General features: G+C 63.2%; 15 protein-coding genes. 6 read left to right on the top strand and 9 right to left on the bottom strand.

Annotated elements, in window-relative coordinates:
- From ACOOFO_RS09675 to ribA, 5 genes are all read right to left on the bottom strand, one after another.
- Positions 1–240, bottom strand: coding sequence for a DUF1289 domain-containing protein (locus ACOOFO_RS09675; RefSeq protein ID WP_420426573.1), 240 nt, complete (start codon positions 238–240; stop codon positions 1–3).
- 68 nt (positions 241–308) lie between these two features.
- Positions 309–1,523, bottom strand: coding sequence for an OmpA family protein (locus ACOOFO_RS09670; protein ID WP_420426572.1), 1,215 nt, complete (start codon positions 1,521–1,523; stop codon positions 309–311).
- 64 nt (positions 1,524–1,587) lie between these two features.
- Entirely contained in the window at positions 1,588–2,598 is a 1,011-nt protein-coding gene (locus ACOOFO_RS09665) for a quinone-dependent dihydroorotate dehydrogenase (protein WP_420426571.1), read from the bottom strand.
- Positions 2,598–4,616 (bottom strand): AarF/UbiB family protein, encoded by a 2,019-nt coding sequence (locus ACOOFO_RS09660; RefSeq protein WP_420426570.1) that lies wholly within the window; start codon positions 4,614–4,616, stop codon positions 2,598–2,600. Before ACOOFO_RS09660 ends, ACOOFO_RS09665 begins: the two co-directional genes overlap by 1 nt.
- 2 nt (positions 4,617–4,618) lie before the next feature.
- A complete protein-coding gene (gene ribA / locus ACOOFO_RS09655) occupies positions 4,619–5,257 on the bottom strand; it encodes a GTP cyclohydrolase II (RefSeq protein ID WP_420426569.1) in 639 nt (212 codons plus the stop codon).
- Positions 5,258–5,404: 147 nt separating this feature from the next.
- Here ribA and ACOOFO_RS09650 point away from each other — a divergent pair, with 147 nt between their 5' ends.
- The 5 genes from ACOOFO_RS09650 (at position 5,405) to gtfA (ending at position 9,922) form a co-directional block, all read left to right on the top strand.
- On the top strand, positions 5,405–5,587 hold the full coding sequence (locus tag ACOOFO_RS09650) for a hypothetical protein (RefSeq protein WP_420426568.1): 183 nt from the start codon (positions 5,405–5,407) through the stop codon (positions 5,585–5,587).
- Between the two features lie 82 nt (positions 5,588–5,669).
- On the top strand, positions 5,670–6,755 hold the full coding sequence (locus ACOOFO_RS09645; protein ID WP_420426567.1) for a phosphotransferase family protein: 1,086 nt from the start codon (positions 5,670–5,672) through the stop codon (positions 6,753–6,755).
- A gap of 12 nt (positions 6,756–6,767) precedes the next feature.
- Positions 6,768–7,664, top strand: a complete 897-nt coding sequence (locus tag ACOOFO_RS09640) for a bile acid:sodium symporter family protein (RefSeq protein WP_420426566.1) — start codon at positions 6,768–6,770, stop codon at positions 7,662–7,664.
- A 25-nt stretch (positions 7,665–7,689) separates the two neighbouring features.
- Positions 7,690–8,451, top strand: a complete 762-nt coding sequence (locus ACOOFO_RS09635) for an SDR family oxidoreductase (RefSeq protein ID WP_420426565.1) — start codon at positions 7,690–7,692, stop codon at positions 8,449–8,451.
- A 31-nt stretch (positions 8,452–8,482) separates the two neighbouring features.
- Complete coding sequence (gene gtfA, locus ACOOFO_RS09630; protein WP_420426564.1) at positions 8,483–9,922, top strand: sucrose phosphorylase; 1,440 nt, start codon at positions 8,483–8,485, stop codon at positions 9,920–9,922.
- 3 nt (positions 9,923–9,925) lie between these two features.
- On the opposite strand, the gene ACOOFO_RS09625 is transcribed toward gtfA, so the two are convergent.
- Together ACOOFO_RS09625 and ACOOFO_RS09620 are read right to left on the bottom strand one after the other, a co-directional pair.
- A complete protein-coding gene (locus tag ACOOFO_RS09625) occupies positions 9,926–10,864 on the bottom strand; it encodes a glutathione S-transferase family protein (protein ID WP_420426563.1) in 939 nt (312 codons plus the stop codon).
- Between the two features lie 138 nt (positions 10,865–11,002).
- On the bottom strand, positions 11,003–12,568 hold the full coding sequence (locus tag ACOOFO_RS09620) for a flavin-containing monooxygenase (RefSeq protein WP_420426562.1): 1,566 nt from the start codon (positions 12,566–12,568) through the stop codon (positions 11,003–11,005).
- Positions 12,569–12,702: 134 nt separating this feature from the next.
- On the opposite strand from ACOOFO_RS09620, the gene ACOOFO_RS09615 reads away from it, so the two are divergent.
- The gene (locus ACOOFO_RS09615) at positions 12,703–13,785 is read left to right on the top strand and encodes an AraC family transcriptional regulator ligand-binding domain-containing protein (protein ID WP_420426561.1); all 1,083 of its coding nucleotides are present in this window, start codon (positions 12,703–12,705) and stop codon (positions 13,783–13,785) included.
- 66 nt (positions 13,786–13,851) lie between these two features.
- On the opposite strand, the gene ACOOFO_RS09610 is transcribed toward ACOOFO_RS09615, so the two are convergent.
- Both ACOOFO_RS09610 and ACOOFO_RS09605 read right to left on the bottom strand, forming a co-directional pair.
- A complete protein-coding gene (locus tag ACOOFO_RS09610) occupies positions 13,852–15,951 on the bottom strand; it encodes a pyridoxamine 5'-phosphate oxidase family protein (RefSeq protein WP_420426560.1) in 2,100 nt (699 codons plus the stop codon).
- 64 nt (positions 15,952–16,015) lie between these two features.
- On the bottom strand, positions 16,016–16,636 hold the full coding sequence (locus tag ACOOFO_RS09605) for a glutathione S-transferase family protein (RefSeq protein WP_420426559.1): 621 nt from the start codon (positions 16,634–16,636) through the stop codon (positions 16,016–16,018).
- Between the last annotated feature and the right edge of the window lie 136 nt (positions 16,637–16,772).

The raw sequence follows: 16,772 nt of genomic DNA, 5'->3' as shown, positions 1-16,772 counted from the left end.
TCAACCATTGGCGCTGTCTCCCCGCGACTTGGGCGCCGTCTGACGCGGATTTCGGCGTTCGGTCTCCGCCAGGATGGCGCGGCGACGCTCCGGCGTGGCTGTCGGCCACTCGGCAATCTCATTGCCAGTGCGCAAGCACCCAACACAGAGGCCCTCAGGGCCATCCAGTGCACATACGCCAATACAGGGCGAAGGCGGGTCTGCAAGTCGGGGTGAAACCCCCGATGATGTTTTGGTCATTCTCATTTATAAAACGGACGGGGCGACCATGGCCGCCCCGTTCACTGCGTGTCTTTAAGTCGAGACGCTCAGTCGATATACAGCCAGAAGGCTACACGCCGGTTCGCTGCGCGGCCCTGCTCGGTGTCGTTGCTTGCCACCGGCTGACTTTCACCGCGGCCGGTCAGGCTCAGACGGGTATCATCGATTCCCTGTGCGACGAGACGGTCCCGCACCGCGATGGCACGCTCTTCCGAGAGCTTCTGATTGTAGGCGTCGGGGCCTCGCGAATCGGTATGACCGATGATCTCGACAGTCAGTTCGGGCTGCCCCTGAAGCATGAGCGTGATGTCGTCGACCACCATACGGGCATCCGGCGTCAGGCGCGCAGTGTCGAACTCAAAGGTCAGCTTCGGAATCACCAGCGGCTGCGGTTCCGCACACCCGTCGGTATTCACCGTCACACCGGGATAGGTGTCCGGACAGGCATCACTGGCATCCATGACGCCGTCGCTGTCGCTGTCCTGGCCCGAGTCGGCCATTAGCGGGCAACCCTCTTCATCCACGGTGACACCGGCTGCCGTGCTTGGACAGGCGTCCCGCGTGTCGTCGACGCCGTCGTCGTCGGAGTCCGCGCGACAGTCCGTGCGCCCGGTGACCGGATCCACCACCGCAACTTCACATTCCTCTTCGTCCGGCAAGGGGCCGGCCGGCGGATCGGAAGGCGCGGCGAAGAACGGGGTCAACGGCAGTTGCAGACCGACCAGGAAACGGTAATCAATCAGCCAGTCCTCGCCCGGCGCGGACAGCGACTCGTGCTGACCGATCACGCGAAATTCCGAGCGCAGATCCATTCCCAGCCACGGCAGCCCCATACGGGCACCTGCCCCGATGTTCGCCATCGGGCGCACGTCGTGGTCCCCTTGCACGTCATCACGCACCGCGCCAACGCCTGCCAGCGCGAAGGGCACGATGTCGGAGCGGGACAGGAAGCTGATGCCGCCAAAGTCGCGCACCAGGTCCAGGGTGATGCCGGCGTGATAGTCATCGTCGCCGTCGATGTCGCGTTCGAAACGGCCGCTGAAGATGGACAGTTCCAGCGCGGTGTTCTCCCACTCCAGCGGCAGGCCGAAGCCGACCTGGAAGCCGAAATCGTCGTCCCAGGTGCGGTCGTTATCGACAATGGTGAAAGTGCCGAGGCCCTGCACGTAGGGCATATCGGAATCGTTGGTATTGGCGGCAGCGGCTGCGCACACTGCTGTGCTCAGCGCGACCGCAGTCGCCCACTGAAAAGTTCGGTACATGGTGGCTCTCCCTGCGTTATGTCTGCATTGTGCAACGTCTGCCCACGCACCGCCACCCTGTCGTCTAGCTTGTGGACACCGCGCGCGCCAGGCGCGAGACCAGACCAGGGCCGTGATAGACCAGGCCGGTGTAGAGCTGAAGGAGATCCGCACCATCGGCAATGCGCGCCTTTGCGGCCTCCGGGCTATCGATCCCGCCCACCCCAATCAGCGGTACGGAGGTGCCACACTCGGCCCGTAGCGTGCGCAGTACGTGACGCGCCTTTTCCGCCAAGGGCGGCCCGGACAGTCCACCCGCTTCGCCGGAGACCTTTGCCGACAGCCCCGGTGGACGAGCAATGGTGGTATTGGTGGCGATGAATCCGTCGATGCCGTGCTTGAGCGCGATGGCGGCGGCCGATCGAATGCCGGCGTCATCCAGATCCGGGGCGATCTTGAGCAGCACCGGACGGTGTACGGACTTCGCATCGGCCAGACGCGCGCGGGTGTCCGCCAGGGCGCCAAGCAAACCGTCCAGCGCCGCCTCTGCCTGCAGGTCGCGCAGACCGGGCGTATTGGGCGACGAGATATTGATCGTGATGTAATCGGCGACCGGATAGACCGCTTCGAAGCCGTAGCGGTAGTCATCCACGGCCTGTTCTGGCGATGTGTCCTTGTTACGCCCGATATTGATGCCGACCAGCATGCCCTTGGCACGATGTCGCGCCACCCGCTGCACGCAGGCGTCAACGCCTCCGTTGTTGAATCCGAGCCGATTGATGATGGCCTCGCTGCCGACGTCCCGGAAAATGCGCGGTTTAGGATTGCCGGGCTGGGCGCGCGGCGTGACGGTGCCGATCTCGGCGAAGCCGAAACCAAGACGCTGCCACCCCTCGAGGGCAATACCGTCCTTGTCCATACCGGCGGCGAGGCCGACCCGATTGCGAAAGCGAAGCCCCATGAGGGTGACGGGATCATCCACCGGGTCGGCCGCCCAACCCGCGGCCCACGGCGCGTTCGCCAGCGCATGCACGGTCAACCAGTGTGCCCGCTCGGCGTCGAGGCGGAAGATGAAGGGGCGCGCAGCACGGAACATCAGCGCGCTCCTGGCAGCCGAGGACCGGGGTCGGGTCTCCGCTCCGGCGCCGGCAACGCGGCTGGACGGGCCGCAGGCTGGAAGGCGAGCCGGCGGCGCAGATCAATGACCTCGTTGCGGATGCGATCGCGCGAGTACAGCAAGGGCAGACGCAGCACGCCGCTGAGCAGGTCCCGCACCAGCGTCCGTTTGGGAACCCCTTCGTAGAGCGAGCCAAAGCTGCCCGCCGCCGCCATGAGCGCGCGCGACAGATGGGTGTAGTCGCTGCGCACCACCAGGCCCAGGTGTTGGGTATTCGACATCAGGTGCAGGATGGCCTGACCGCGGCGACGCAGACCGTCGTACCCACCGCGGCGCAGCTCGCTGACGAGATTGCGCGTCGACAGTGGTTTGATGTCGCGTTTGGCTAGAGTTTCGGCCAGCAAAGAGCGGATTTCTTGGCGCCGTTTGGCATTGGCCTCGGGTGCGGTGCTGATCCGGATCAACGTATCGGTGAGCAGGTCGACGTCCGCCAGGCAGGCGCCGGAAACGTAATCCCACACCGCATCCCATTTGCCGTCGAGCGGCACGGTATTGCCCCAGTCGATCAGGTAGAGCGCATTGTCCGAGCCGATCATGATGTTGCCCGGATGCAGGTCCCCGTGCATCTCGCGGTACACCATGGCGTGATGCAGGATGGTGTAGAGCAGGCGCTCGGCCACCTGGGCGCGGAAACGACGGCGTGCCGCAGGGGTCTGCCGGCGCAAGGCCCGCATCAGGCTCTCGCCATCAGCCAGGAACTCCATCTCCAGAATGCGGCGTGAGCTGCCATAGAGCGCCGGCACGCGCCAGACGCTGCTGCTCTGGGCCCGGTCGTAGAAGCGCAGTTGATTCTGTGCCTCGTCCTCGAAATCGAGCTCCTGCAGAAAGCCCGCGACGAATTCATCGACCTGTTCCTGCAGCGCGCGCAGGAACGGCGCGAGCTTGGAATGTGGGGCCCAGTACTGGCTGGAAATGATGGCCAGACCGATGACCAGCTTGCCAATGGCAAATTCCCGGTCGATGTTGTGCCGGCCCACCTTGACGATGATGGGCCGTAGCACCTCGACCCCGTTCTCCACGAAGGGCTTTTTGGCCAGATAGACGGAGCCGATGGAACCGGAACGCAGTGGCTTTTCGGCGTCAAAGCCCATGTAGAGATCCGAGGGGTGCTTGCCGAAGCATTCCAGGAAGGCCTGCTCGACTTCCTGGGCGCTCATCGGGGGCACATCCTCGTGGAAGACCTGCAGTTCGTGCGCAATCTCGTTGGGCAGGAAATCGGCGTTGGCTGCCGCGACCTGCGCCATCTTGATGAAGAAGGGGCCGAATTCGCGCACCATGTTGGCGACGATCTGTGCCTGCTGGCGAAAATCGCGCGGATCGGCCTGGAAGAAGGGGCGCACCCAGCGCAGCGCGCGCAACTGGCGCCGCACGATAGTGATATCGCCGCGCACGGTCTGTGCCCGGCGCAGCAGTTCCTGCAGCTGCCACTGGTTAAAGCGGCGCCCGGCCTTGAGGATGTTGACCACCTCGGTGAGCAGTGGCTCGTAGGTGGCAATGACCAACCGCACCATGTCGAGGGTCATCTCGCCGAGACCCTTGATCTCTTCCGACGAGAACAATTCCTCGAAGAACTGCCAGAACTCGTCCACCAGCGCCTGCGGCACCGGCACCGGCGAGCGCTGCAGCATCTGATCCACCACGAAACGGATCAGATCCTCGGTGGACTGCTCATCCGGAATCATCTTCCGGGCGCGCAGATAATCCGTGATCCGCTCGATGGAGCGCGTTGCGGGATGCGCGTACAGCCCCTCGAAGACCGTATCAACGGCCGCGGTCAATTCATCGCGGGTAATGTCGTGTTCGTGCGCCAGCAGTCGCACGAGCGGACTGAAGGCGCGTGACAGCCGGTAGGTCTGTACCGTCAACGAACCCAGTTCCCCCAGGATCGCGATACCGCCCGGGCGCTTGCTGGGTGGGTTCTGCCGCTTCTCGGTCACCGCTACTCCGGCTGCATCAGATGGCCGAGTCTCCCCGCCTTCGTGGCCAGATAGTTTTCGTTGTGGGGATTCCTGCCGCATTCAATGGATACTCTCTCGGTGACGGTGATGCCCGCCTCTTCAAGGGCCTGGATCTTACGCGGGTTGTTGGTCATCAGCCGCGCAGACCGCAGGCCCAGGTCGTCGAGGATGGCGAGCGCAATCCCGTAGCTGCGGGCATCCGGTGGAAAGCCAAGGCGGACATTGGCCTCCACCGTGTCATGTCCCTGATCCTGCAGCGCGTAGGCACGGATCTTGTTGGCCAAGCCAATGCCGCGACCTTCCTGGCGCAGATACAGCAAGGCACCGCGCCCTTCTACTGCGATGCGTTGCAGGGCATGTTCTAGCTGGAAACCACAGTCGCAGCGCAGCGAAAACAGGGCGTCACCCGTTAAGCATTCCGAATGAATCCGCAACAGGGGGGCTGCCTCGCCGGCTTCGGGAGACAGGTTCCCCAGGGTGACGGCCAAGTGCTCCTTGCCCTCGCCATCCTCGTACACGGACAAAGTGAAGGTCGCGAAAGGGGTCGGGAGCAGCGAGCGCGCGCGCGGCCTCTGCTCGCCGGTGGCCGGCGCGGAATGCGGACTGGATGGATCGCTCAACGTTGGAGTGTCTCTCTGAGTATCGGTATGGTGGACCCCGGTGCGCGATGGTCCAAGCGCGTTATTATCGCTGCGCGTGCCATCTGGTGCTTTCCACGCCACGGCGCCTGATTTGCCCATGTATAAGCAAGCTTGAGAGGAGACTGCATGATCCAGACACTGGTTCGCTCGGTTACGGTGGTTGCCTGCATCGCTGTCGGTGCCGTCGCCGTCAAATTCGGTATCGAAACGGTGATGAACCAGAACAAGGAGACCGCGCCGCCACCGACGCAGCAAGAACGCATTGCCTCCGAGTTTTCACAGGAAGGCGTGCCACCCAGCACCGACTAGGCAGTCGTCCGTTGCGGGCCCGCAGGTCCGCATGCGCTCTTCGCTCTGGCGAAGCCCGAACACTGCTCCAAGGGAGTCTCTGATGGCGTCCACATCGGATAGCGCACTGCTGGATCAACCCGGCACGGTGCGCGAAGAGAATCAGCTCGATCTCGACGTGTTGCTGCCCTGGCTGCGCGACCACATTCCTGATCTGCCGAGCGACACCCCGACGGTCGCCCAGTATCCCGGCGGCGCCAGCAACCTGACCTATGCCCTCTCCTTTGGGGAGCGCACGCTCATCCTGCGTCGCCCGCCTTCCGGCACACGCCCCAAGTCCGGGCACGACATGGGTCGCGAATACCGCGTCATGTCGGGGCTGCACGGCCACTATCCCGTGCCCCGGCCGCTCGTCCACTGCGAGGACGAATCCGTCATTGGTGCCCCCTTCTATGTCATGGAGAAGCTGGAAGGCATCATTCTGCGCCGCGATCTGCCGCAGGGGCTTTCCCTGACGCCGGACCGCGCTGGCAGTCTCTGCCGCGACTTCTGGCAGCGGCTGATCGACCTCCACCAGCTCTCTCCTGCCGCCTGTGGATTGGTCGATCTCGGCCGACCGGAAGGCTACGTGCAACGCCAGATCGAAGGCTGGAACGGTCGCTACCAAAAGGCCCGTACCGAAGACGCTCCGGAAGCGCAGGACGTGATGGAGTGGCTGGCGGCGCACCAGATCCCGGAAGATGGACGCGCCAGTCTGATCCACAACGACTACCGTTTTGACAATGTGGTGCTGTCACCTGATGCCGACCTCCGCATCATCGGCGTGCTCGATTGGGAGATGTGCACTGTCGGCGACCCCTTGATGGATCTGGGCTGCGCGCTGGCCTATTGGGTGCACGATGACGACGATCCGGAGCTTGAGGCGATCCGCATGCAGCCTTCCAACCTGCCCGGCATGCTGCGACGCGAGGACGTCACCGCGTGGTACCAGGAGCAGACCGGCATCGAAATCGGCAACCCCGCCTTCTATCTGGCCTTCGGCCTGTTCCGGCTTGCCGTGATCGCGCAACAGATCTACTACCGCTATGCCATGGGACAGACCAGTAATCCGCGCTACAAGCCCTTTGGCCCCATGGTGCATGTGCTGGTACGGCGCGCTCGCGCCACCGCCGGCCTGCCCGCACGCTAGACGACACACTCCATGGCCGGCTCTTCGTTGATCGACATCGGGCTCCCGATTGCCCTGTTCATCATCATGGTGGGCATGGGCCTGACCTTAGGCCTGCGCGATTTTCGGGATGTGTTCGTCTACCCCAAGGCCTCGGCCTTCGGCACGCTGGCGCAGATTGTCGGCATGCCAATCCTCGCTTTCGCCCTGGCCTGGGTGCTTCAGCTGGATCCCGCCCTTGCAGTGGGCCTGGTTGTCATTGCCGCCTGCCCCGGCGGCACGACCTCCAATATCTTCACCTACTTCGCGCGCGGCAACGTGGCGCTGTCGATTGTGCTTACCGTGGTGGCCAGCCTGATCACCGTGGCCACACTCCCGGTGATCATTAACGCCGCACTCGACCTCTTCCCGCTACAGACCGGGGTGACGTCTGCGGCCGAACGCTTGTCACTGCCGGTGGGGCGGACGGTGGGTACGCTGCTGGCCATCGTCATTCTGCCGGTGGTCATCGGCATGGCCTTTCGGCGTTGGAGGCCGATTCTGGCCGCCAAGCTCGAGCGCGCCGTGGGTGTCTTCGGACTGTTCGTGCTGGTGGTGATCATCGCCCTGATCCTGGCGCGGCTGGGCGGCGACGCGCTGCCCATGTTCCGCGATGCGGGTCTGGCCGTTGCCCTGCTCAATGTGGTCGGCATCGGTCTGGGGCTCTGGATCGGCCGTCGTCTCGGCATTCCACTGCGCGATGCCGTTGCCTGCGCCATGGAGCTTGGCATCAAGAACGGCACCCTCGGGCTGCTCATCACGCTGATCCTGCTGGATTCGCCCGAGATGGCGGTGCCATCGGCGGTCTATGGCTTGCTCATGTTCGCCTTCGGTGCAGTGCTGATTGCCTGGGCGCGGCGCCGACTGCCACCGCAGCCAAGATTCGGCTGATTCATTCATCGCAACCGGAGTAGCCATGCGCGATCTCTTCGACCTGAGCGGGCGCGTTGCCCTCGTCACCGGTTCATCCCGCGGTATCGGGGAGGCCACCGCCCGCCTGCTGGCCACCTATGGCGCCCATGTCATTGTTTCCAGTCGCAAGCAGGAGGCCTGTGATCAGGTAGCCGCCTCGATCCGCGACGCTGGCGGCAAGGCCACCGCCATTGCGGCCCACCAGGGCGACTCTGAGGCGCTGGAGACGCTGGTGGCGCAGGTCGAGGCGCAGGCCGGCCCCATCGGCATTCTGGTCAACAATGCCGCGACCAACCCCTACTTCGGCCATATCGCCGATACCGACATGGGGATGCTCGACAAGACGCTGCAGGTCAATATCCGCGGCTATTTCGATCTGTCCGCGCGCTGCGCCAAACGCATGCGCGAGACCGGTGGGGGCGCCATCGTCAATATCGCCAGCATCAACGGCGTGAAGCCGGCGGAGGCGCAGGGCATCTATTCGATCACCAAAGCGGCCGTGATCAACATGACGCAGGCCTTTGGCAAGGAATGTGCATCGTGGGGCGTACGCGTCAACGCGGTGCTTCCGGGCCTGACCCAGACCCGCTTCGCGTCGACACTCATTGACAACAAGGATCAGCTTGACGGCTTTCTTTCGCATATCCCGATGAAACGGGTGGGCCAGCCGGAGGAAATCGCCCCGGCGGTGCTCTACCTCGCATCGGACGCGGCGAGCTACGTCACCGGCACGACACTGGCCGTCGATGGTGGATTCCTGAGCTGATCCAGAGCCCGATCAAGTCAAAAACAACCCTATGCTTCGCAATCAACCCCAACTCATTGCCTACCCGGATCGGATGGGCAACAACATCGCCGATCTGCGCCAAGTGCTGACCAAGCACTTCAGCCGTTGCTTTGGCGGCGTGCACCTTTTGCCTCCCTTCCCTTCCAACGCCGATGGCGGCTTCTCGCCCTTGACGCATCGCGAGATTGATCCGCGCTATGGCAGTTGGGCCGATGTCGAGGCGATCGCCGAGGAATACGACGTCTGTCTCGATCTGGTGCTCAACCACATCGCCGACGAGTCGCCGGAGTTTCAGGACTTCCTGCGCAATGGCAAGGACAGCCGCTATGCCGAGCTGTTCGTGGATGTCGACACCCTGGGCGAGATCACGGCCGATGACCTCGCGCGGATTCATATCCGCAAGGAGAAGGAGCCTTTCCGCGAAGTGACGCTGGGCGACGGCAGCAAGCGCCGGGTCTGGTGCACCTTCACCGAGCAGCAGGTCGACCTCAACTACGACGCCGAGATCACCTACGAATTCATGGAGCAGAATCTCCGTGAAATGACCGGCCACGGCGTCAAGCTGTTTCGCCTCGACGCCTTCGGCTACACCACCAAGAAGATCGGTACGAGCTGCTTCCTTGTCGAGCCCGATGTCTACGATATTCTCGGCTGGTTCCACCGCACCGCCAACACCATGGGCGCCGAAGTGCTGCCCGAGGTACACGACCATTCCAGTTACCAGTTCGCCATTGGCATGCGCGGCATGCGGCCCTATGGCTTCGCCTTGCCGCCGCTGCTGCTCTATTCCCTGCTCGACGCCAATAGCGTCTACCTGAAGAACTGGCTGCGTGTCTGCCCGCGCAATCAGATCACGGTGCTCGACACCCACGACGGCATCTGCATTCCGGATGTGGAAGGCATCCTGCCCAAGGACGAGATCCAGGCTGTCATCGACAATGTATCGCAGCGGAGTGCGGACCCGATCCTGCGGCGTTCGGCGGCCAATGTGCACAGTGTCGGGGCCATCTACCAGCTCACCTGCACCTTCTACGACGCACTCAAGCAGAACGACGACGCCTACATCGCCGCACGCGCCATCCAGTTGTTCGCCCCCGGCATTCCACAGATCTACTACGTTGGCTTGCTGGCCGGGACCAATGACGTCGATCTGATGGAAAAGACGGACGAGCTGCGTGATATCAATCGCAGCTATTTCAGCCTGGAGGATGTCGACGCCTGCGTCGAGAAGCCGGTGGTGCGTCGCCTGATGCAGCTACTCGAATTCCGCAAGACGCACCCCGCCTTCCGCGGCAAGTTTGATCTGGTTTATTCCAATGACTCGAGTGTCAGCATGCAGTGGAAGAACGGTGACGCCAAGGCGATCCTGTTTGTGGACCTCAACTTCAAGAAGACCACCATCCGCTATCGCGACGAGCGCACCGGCCGCATGATCTCCCGCGTCTGCTGATCCTCAGCAGAGCGGGTCCGGCCCCAGCGGTACCACCCCGGTAGGGTTGATGGTGCGATGGCTGTAGTAGTAGTGCTGCTTGCAGTGCTCGAAATCGACCGTCCCGCGCACGCCAGGAACAGCGAGTAGCGCATGCAGGTAGCGATGCAGCGCGGGATAGTCCCGAATGCGGCGCTTGTTGCACTTGAAATGGCCGTGATAGACGGCGTCGAAGCGCACCAGCGTGGTGAACAACCGCCAGTCGGCCTCGGTGATGCGGTCCCCGCACAGCCAGGGCTGACGGCTCAATCGCTGATCCAGACGGTCCAGTGTCGTGAACAGCTCGTGATAGGGCTTTTCATAGGCTTCCTGGGTGGTCGCGAAGCCGCAGCGGTAGACGCCATTGTTGACGCGGTCGTAGACCTCCGCGTTGACCGCATCGATCTCGCCCCGGAGCGCCTCGGGGTAATAGTCATCGTGATTGCCGGTGATGCCGTTGAAGGCCGTGTTGAACATGCGGATGATCTCGGCCGACTCGTTGGACACGATGGTGTCCCGCTCCTTGTCCCATAGCACCGGCACCGTCACCCGCCCGGTGTAATCTGGCTTGACGTGGGTGTAGAGCTGGTGGTGGAAACGGAAGCCGTGCAGCGGCTCCGGCGCCGGCTTGTACTCCCAGCCGTGCTCCAGCATGTGCGGGTGCACGATCGACACGCCGATGTGGTCCTCCAGCCCCTTGATCGCCCGAAAGATCAGCGTGCGGTGCGCCCATGGACAGGCCAGTGACACATAGAGGTGATAGCGTCCGGAGGCCGCTGCGAAACCGCCCTCGCCGCTCGGACCAGGCGCTCCATCGGCGGTGACCCAATGACGAAATCCAGCGTCCTCGCGCCGAAAGGCCCCGCCCGTGCTCTTGGTGTCATACCACTCGTCGCGCCACACGCCTTCGACCAAGCGTCCCATGCCCTGCTCCCTGTTCGAATCAGGCTGCAGGATACAAGCCCCGCCTCCCCATCAGGCTGATGGCTTTGGACAGACTGCGCACGGGCCCGCAACCCGCAGTAGTTCGTCTCGCGCCTCATCTCATGCGCCAGCCTGGCGCTACACCTCTTCCGCCTCCTTCGCGGGCTGGGGCACGTTCGCCGACGCCTCAGCCGCGCGCATCAGGCGGAACTCACTGAACTTCGGATGCCGCATCTCCTGTCGATACTGGCGCGGCGTCCAGGGATAGATATTGGGGATACCGTCCTTGTCCAGATACCAGCTCTGACAGCCACCCGTCACCCACACGGTGCGCTGCACGGCTTCGGTCATGGCCGCGTTGTATCGGCGGAAAGCTGCCTCGTGCGGCGCCATCGCGGCCAGACCATCGCGCTTCATCTTGTCCAGGCAGGCAATGACATAGTCGATCTGGTGCTCGCTCACCATGATCAAGGAGATATTTCCGATGGGTCCGGTGGGGCCCTCCAGCATCCAGAAGTTGGGAAAGCCCGGGACACTGGTGGCGCGATGCGCGCGCGGGCTGCCGTCCCACTGCGCACCGAGCTGTTGACCGCCTTCGCCGATCACGCGCGTGGGCAGAATGAAGCGGTCCGCCTTGAAACCCGTCGCCAACACCAGCACATCCAGCTCATGCAGGCGGCCATCGCGGGTGCGCACCCCGTTTGCCTCGATGCGTTCGATGCCGTCCGTGACCAATTCGGCATTGTCACGCGAAATCGCCGGGTAGAAGGTGGAACAAAAGATGAGGCGCTTGCAGGCGGCGGCATAGTCCGGCGTGAGCTTGCGGCGCAGTTCCGGGTCCGGCACGTTCTTGGCCAGATTGCGGCGACAGGCCCAGTCGACATAGCGCAGAAACCACTTGTTGCCCAACGTGGCGCGGACAAAGCTCTGCTCGATGCTGAAGGCAACGCCCCAATAGGCCGCCGTGTTCAGTACCGGCACCTTGCGCAGAAGCGCCTTCCAGTAGCGGCCATAGGCCTTCTGTGGCAAAGGATGAATCCATTGGGCCGTGCGCTGGAAAAGGCTGAGCTTGTCGACCTTGTCGGCGATATCCCCCACGATTTGCGCCGACGTGGAGCCGGTACCAATGATGCCCACACGCTTGCCACGCAGATCCAGGTCGGTATTCCAGCGAGCGGTGTGAAAGGCCTCCCCCTGAAAGTCCGAAAGCCCCGGAATATCAGGTATGGATGGATGATGCAGCACGCCCGTGGCAGAAATCACGATGTCGAAGACCTCGGTCTGTCCATCACCCGTGGTCAGTTCCCACACCGGTGCGAGGTAGCGCAGCGCGTCGACCTGGGTATTGAAGCGCACATGGCGGGTCACGCCGTGCTTCTCGGCAGTGGACTCCATGTAGCGCTGAATCTCGGGGCCATAGGAGAAACGGTGCGACCAATCCGGATTCTTCTCGAAGGAGAACTGATACAGGTAGGAGGGAATGTCGCAGGAAAGGCCGGGATATTGATTTTCGCGCCAGGTGCCGCCGACCCGGTCGGTCTTTTCGAAGACCGTGACATCGTGGTATCCGGCCTTGCGCAGTTTCACTACGGCCGCAATCCCCGACATTCCGGCGCCGATGATGGCAATGCGCGGTGCCCTACCGCTCTGGGTCCAGGGCGGCTGGGCGGAAGGAGACGGGTTCAGGCCGCTGTCTGCAGGCATGGGGAGCACCTTGGTGAATACGTAGGGGTTCAGTGTCGGCGTTGGCCAGTCTCGTTAGAATGATCCGTGAGGGCAGATACTTGATATTTTGCGACAGTTTTTCGCCTCCCCGACACCGCGCCCTGGAATCCGTGATGGTGGTTCACAGCGACTTGCAACTCCATGTCTCCTTCTGGTCGCCGATCCGGCTCGCCTACGGCCTGTTGCCGATGCTGGAGTTACTCGACCGCTATGGGCAGGATGCGGACCGGCTTCTGCACGATGCGGGCATCGCCCGGTTTGGAGTGATGGATCCGAGCTACACCATCAACGTGCAGCAGGAAATCAAGTTTCTGACCGATTGCTATCTGCGCATCCCCAGCGAGGCGCTCAGCCTGGAAGTCGCCCGTGAGTACGGGCTTCGCGGTTTTTCGGTACTGGGCTTGGCCATGCAGGCCAGCGAGGACGTCCTGTCCATGCTGCGCCTGATTGCGCGCTATCCAAGGCTGGCCTGGGGCATGTTCGACGGCACACTGCGTCTGGACGTGCATGGTCTGCACATCGTCTTGCGGCCCCAGCCACGCCTGGGCAATGCCGAGGGTTTCTTTGCCGAGCGCGACCTGGCCTGCGCTCTCGTGATGGCTGAAGAAGCCACCCAGCAACGCTTTCCGCTGGAGTTGGTCTCCTTTCGTCACGAATGCGCGGGCGATCCCGACCGCTACGAAGCCTTCTTTGGCTGTCGCGTGCATTTCGGGGCCAGGGAAACCGGCATTCGGGCCGCAAAGGCGACCGCGCTGCACCCGTTGCCGCAGGCGGATGCGCGGATCTGCGCCTTCTATACGGCGCAATGCGAAGCCATGGCGCGCAGCATCGACCAACCCTTCCGCTACGCCGATGCCGTGCGCAACCGCCTGCTGGAAAGCTTTGTCATGCCCGATCTCCCCACATTGGCGGAGCGCATGTTCCTGACCGCGCGCACGCTGCAGCGACGGCTACGCAGGGAAGGAGTTTCCTTCTCGCAGGTGTTGCGTGAGGCACGCAAGGAACGGGCCGAGCAACTGCTGCGCGAGAGCACGGCTTCCATGGAGCAGGTGGCGACCCACCTCGGGTTCAGCGATGCCGTGGCCTTCTCGCACGCCTTCAAACAATGGACGGGCAGCTCGCCGCAGCACTGGCGTCGCTCCGCCATCAACACCCTGGCCTCGCCGGCCGGTGGCGTTCAGGAAACAGAGGGCTGAGTAGGGTGCCACCGTGGGGCGCGCTGTCTGCGCTGCACCGGCCGACCCGGTCAGGCGACGGCGGACTTACAGATCCAGTTCAACCTCGTCACTACCGACCGCCGGAACCGCGCAACAGATCAGCGCCTGTCCGCCGGGGATCTCCGCTGTGGGTGGCGTGCGGTAATGCACCTGCCCCTTGCGCAACGCAACGGCGCAGGTACCACAACTGCCATTGCGGCAACTGAAGGCGGGCGTCAAACCGTGCGCTTCCGCCGTTTCAAGCAGCGTGGCCTCGCCCCGGTTCCAACGTTGCTCGAAGGCGGATCGGCTAAAGCGGATGACCGACGCTTCGGCTTCGTCCGACGCGCTCGCGTGTGGTATCGCTGAGGCGTCCGACCGCCGATGGATGGCCGCCGGACCGAAAGCTTCTGCGTGAATCCGTGCATCGTTGACGCCCAGTTCACGCAGGGCGTCGTACATTGCCTGCATGAAGTTGGCAGGACCGCACAGATAGGCGTCGTAATCGTCCATATGCAGCAGCGTACGCATCAGATCGGCGGTGATGTGGCCCTTGCTGTGGAAGTCGATGCCCTCCCGCGCCTGAGCATCCGGTTGGCTCAGCACGGAGTGGTACTGGATCAGCCCCTGAGTGGCCGCAGCCAGGTCGCGCAAGGTTTCGAAGAAAGCGCGCTGACCGCGGTTCGCCGAAGCATGCAGTATGACGATGCGCCGTCCGCTGCGCGTACGCAGGGTTTCGGCGGCCACGTTCCGGGCCATGGAGACGATGGGCGTGATGCCCACCCCTCCAGCCAGCAGGATGGCGGGCCTTGTCGCAGTGGTATCGATCCAGAAGTCTCCGCGCGGTGCCTTGGCTTCCAGCACGGCGCCGACCTCCCAGTTGTCATGCAGCCATGCGGAAACACCACCCACTTCGCGCTTGACGGAAATGCGCAGCAAGGCGTCATGCGGCGACGACGACAAGGTATAGGTGCGGATAATGGGTTGATCGGCGTTGGGCTGCACGCGGATCGTCAGATACTGACCTGCCTGATAGCTTGGCAAGCCGTACGCATCGGTCGGTTCCAGATAGAACGACCGGATCACATCCGATTCATCCACGGTCCGGACCACACGATACGGTCGCCAGGCGTCACGCAGGCGTTCCGATAGCGCACGCTGCTCGGCCTGCGCCCAGGTCCCCGTCATCAGGCTGTTCGGTGAATACTCGCCAAACCGCCATTGCAAGGGCATGGCGCCACGCAGCATCACACCACGCGTGACCCGCACGCGCCAGGCGCGTTCCGCCCCCTTGAAGTACGCGATGGCAGGATCGCCATCCCAGAGAATGTCGACATGGCCGGTCAGCAGCAGCATGTCGCCCGTCTCGAAGTCCACGAAGCACAGACCGGCCTTTGGATGCAGAAGAAAATTGCCGAGGGTGTTGAAATGGAGGTTGCCCGCATAGTCGGGCACGGTGAGACAGTTGCCGTCGACGTGCACAAAGCCGGGCCGGCCACCGCGATGCGAGACGTCCGCCCCCTGAGTGACTGCATCGTCACGGACGGGAACGGCACTAGCGACGAAGAAGGTGTCGGCCGCTCGAATCATGGCGGCGTGTTCATCACGCAGCGCATCAAAGCACTCGCCCGCCGGCAGATCGATCATGCTCTGGGGGTCGCGTCGGAACGCAAAGGAACGCGTCTGGATGTATTGCGGGCAGTTTCCAAAGCTTTGGTCCACGGCGAATTCGACGCGATGCCCCGACCGCGCCGTGACACGGGTCGTCAGTCGGTTGCGCCGTCGTGTTGCCATCTCCATGCCGAGCACGCCGACGGCACGCCCCGGTTGCAAGAGCGGCTCCAGAGGATCATCCGGGTGGCCTGTCGCCTGCATTGCCAGACTGCGCTCCGTACGCGGCGCAAAGAATCCAGGGTGACCAAAGCGCAGACTCGCCCATGGCTGCCCTTCGTCGTCCATGGCACCCAAAGCGATGAACGGAAGCTGCCGGTAGAAGTCCTGATGCTGCTGCGGCATGTGGTCACGCACCACGCGCCGCGCGAAGCGGTCCATCTTCTCTTCCACGCCCAGCCGTAGCTGAATGGCGCGTTCTCCGTCATGAAAGGGAGAGTCCTTCCGGTCAGGAAGACTGCGTCCTTGCAACGCACTTTCGATGGTTTCGCGCATCTGCATACCCCGCCAGGCTGAGGAGGGACCGGGGTGCGGTCATCGGACCCCGATCCAATGCCGGTCAGGCCGCAAGCCCCACCTTGGTGGCAACCATCGGCACGAAGCCGGGGAGCGACTCGATGCGCTTGAGCAGGGCGCGCACGTTGGCGTAGGGCGCAAGCGACACGTTGCCTTCCGGCGCATGGGCAACGTAGCTGTAGATCGCTACGTCGGCGATTGTTGGGCGATCAGCCACCAGCCATTGCCTGTCCTGCAAGATGCTGTCCATCGTCTTGAGGACGTTGCGCGCTTTGCTCTGCGCCAATTCCGCGTCCAGCGTTGCCCCAAAGACTGTCACCAGGCGGGCCGCGGCAGGACCATTGGCAATCTCATTGGCCGCTACCGACAGCCAGCGCTGCACCTGGGCTTCCTCCACAGGGTCCGTCGGCAGGTAGTCAGGGGCGTACTTACGTGCCAGGTACACCAGAATGGCGTTGGCATCCGCCAGAACCGTTTCGCCATCTTCAATCACCGGCACTTGGCCAAATGGGTTCAACGCCAGGAATGCAGGCTGCTTGTGTTCGCCATTAGCGAGGTCGACATCCTTCAGCTCGTGCTGGATGCCAGCGAGGCTCGCAAAGAGTTGCACCCGATGGCTGTGACCGGACAGGGGGTGACGATGAATGCGGATGGTGTTGCGCATGATGCTCTCCAATTAGGGGATGCGACGGGAATGCGTGGCGACCGGGACGTGTGGATAGGCCCGCGTCGACAGAAATCACAGTACATAGACCCCATTCGGAGATAAACGACAAAAAAAGAGAATGACTATTACGAGT

This window comes from Algiphilus sp. (assembly GCF_965216485.1).
Classification (GTDB): domain Bacteria; phylum Pseudomonadota; class Gammaproteobacteria; order Nevskiales; family Nevskiaceae; genus Algiphilus.
This window is presented reverse-complemented; position numbering and strand designations above follow the sequence as displayed.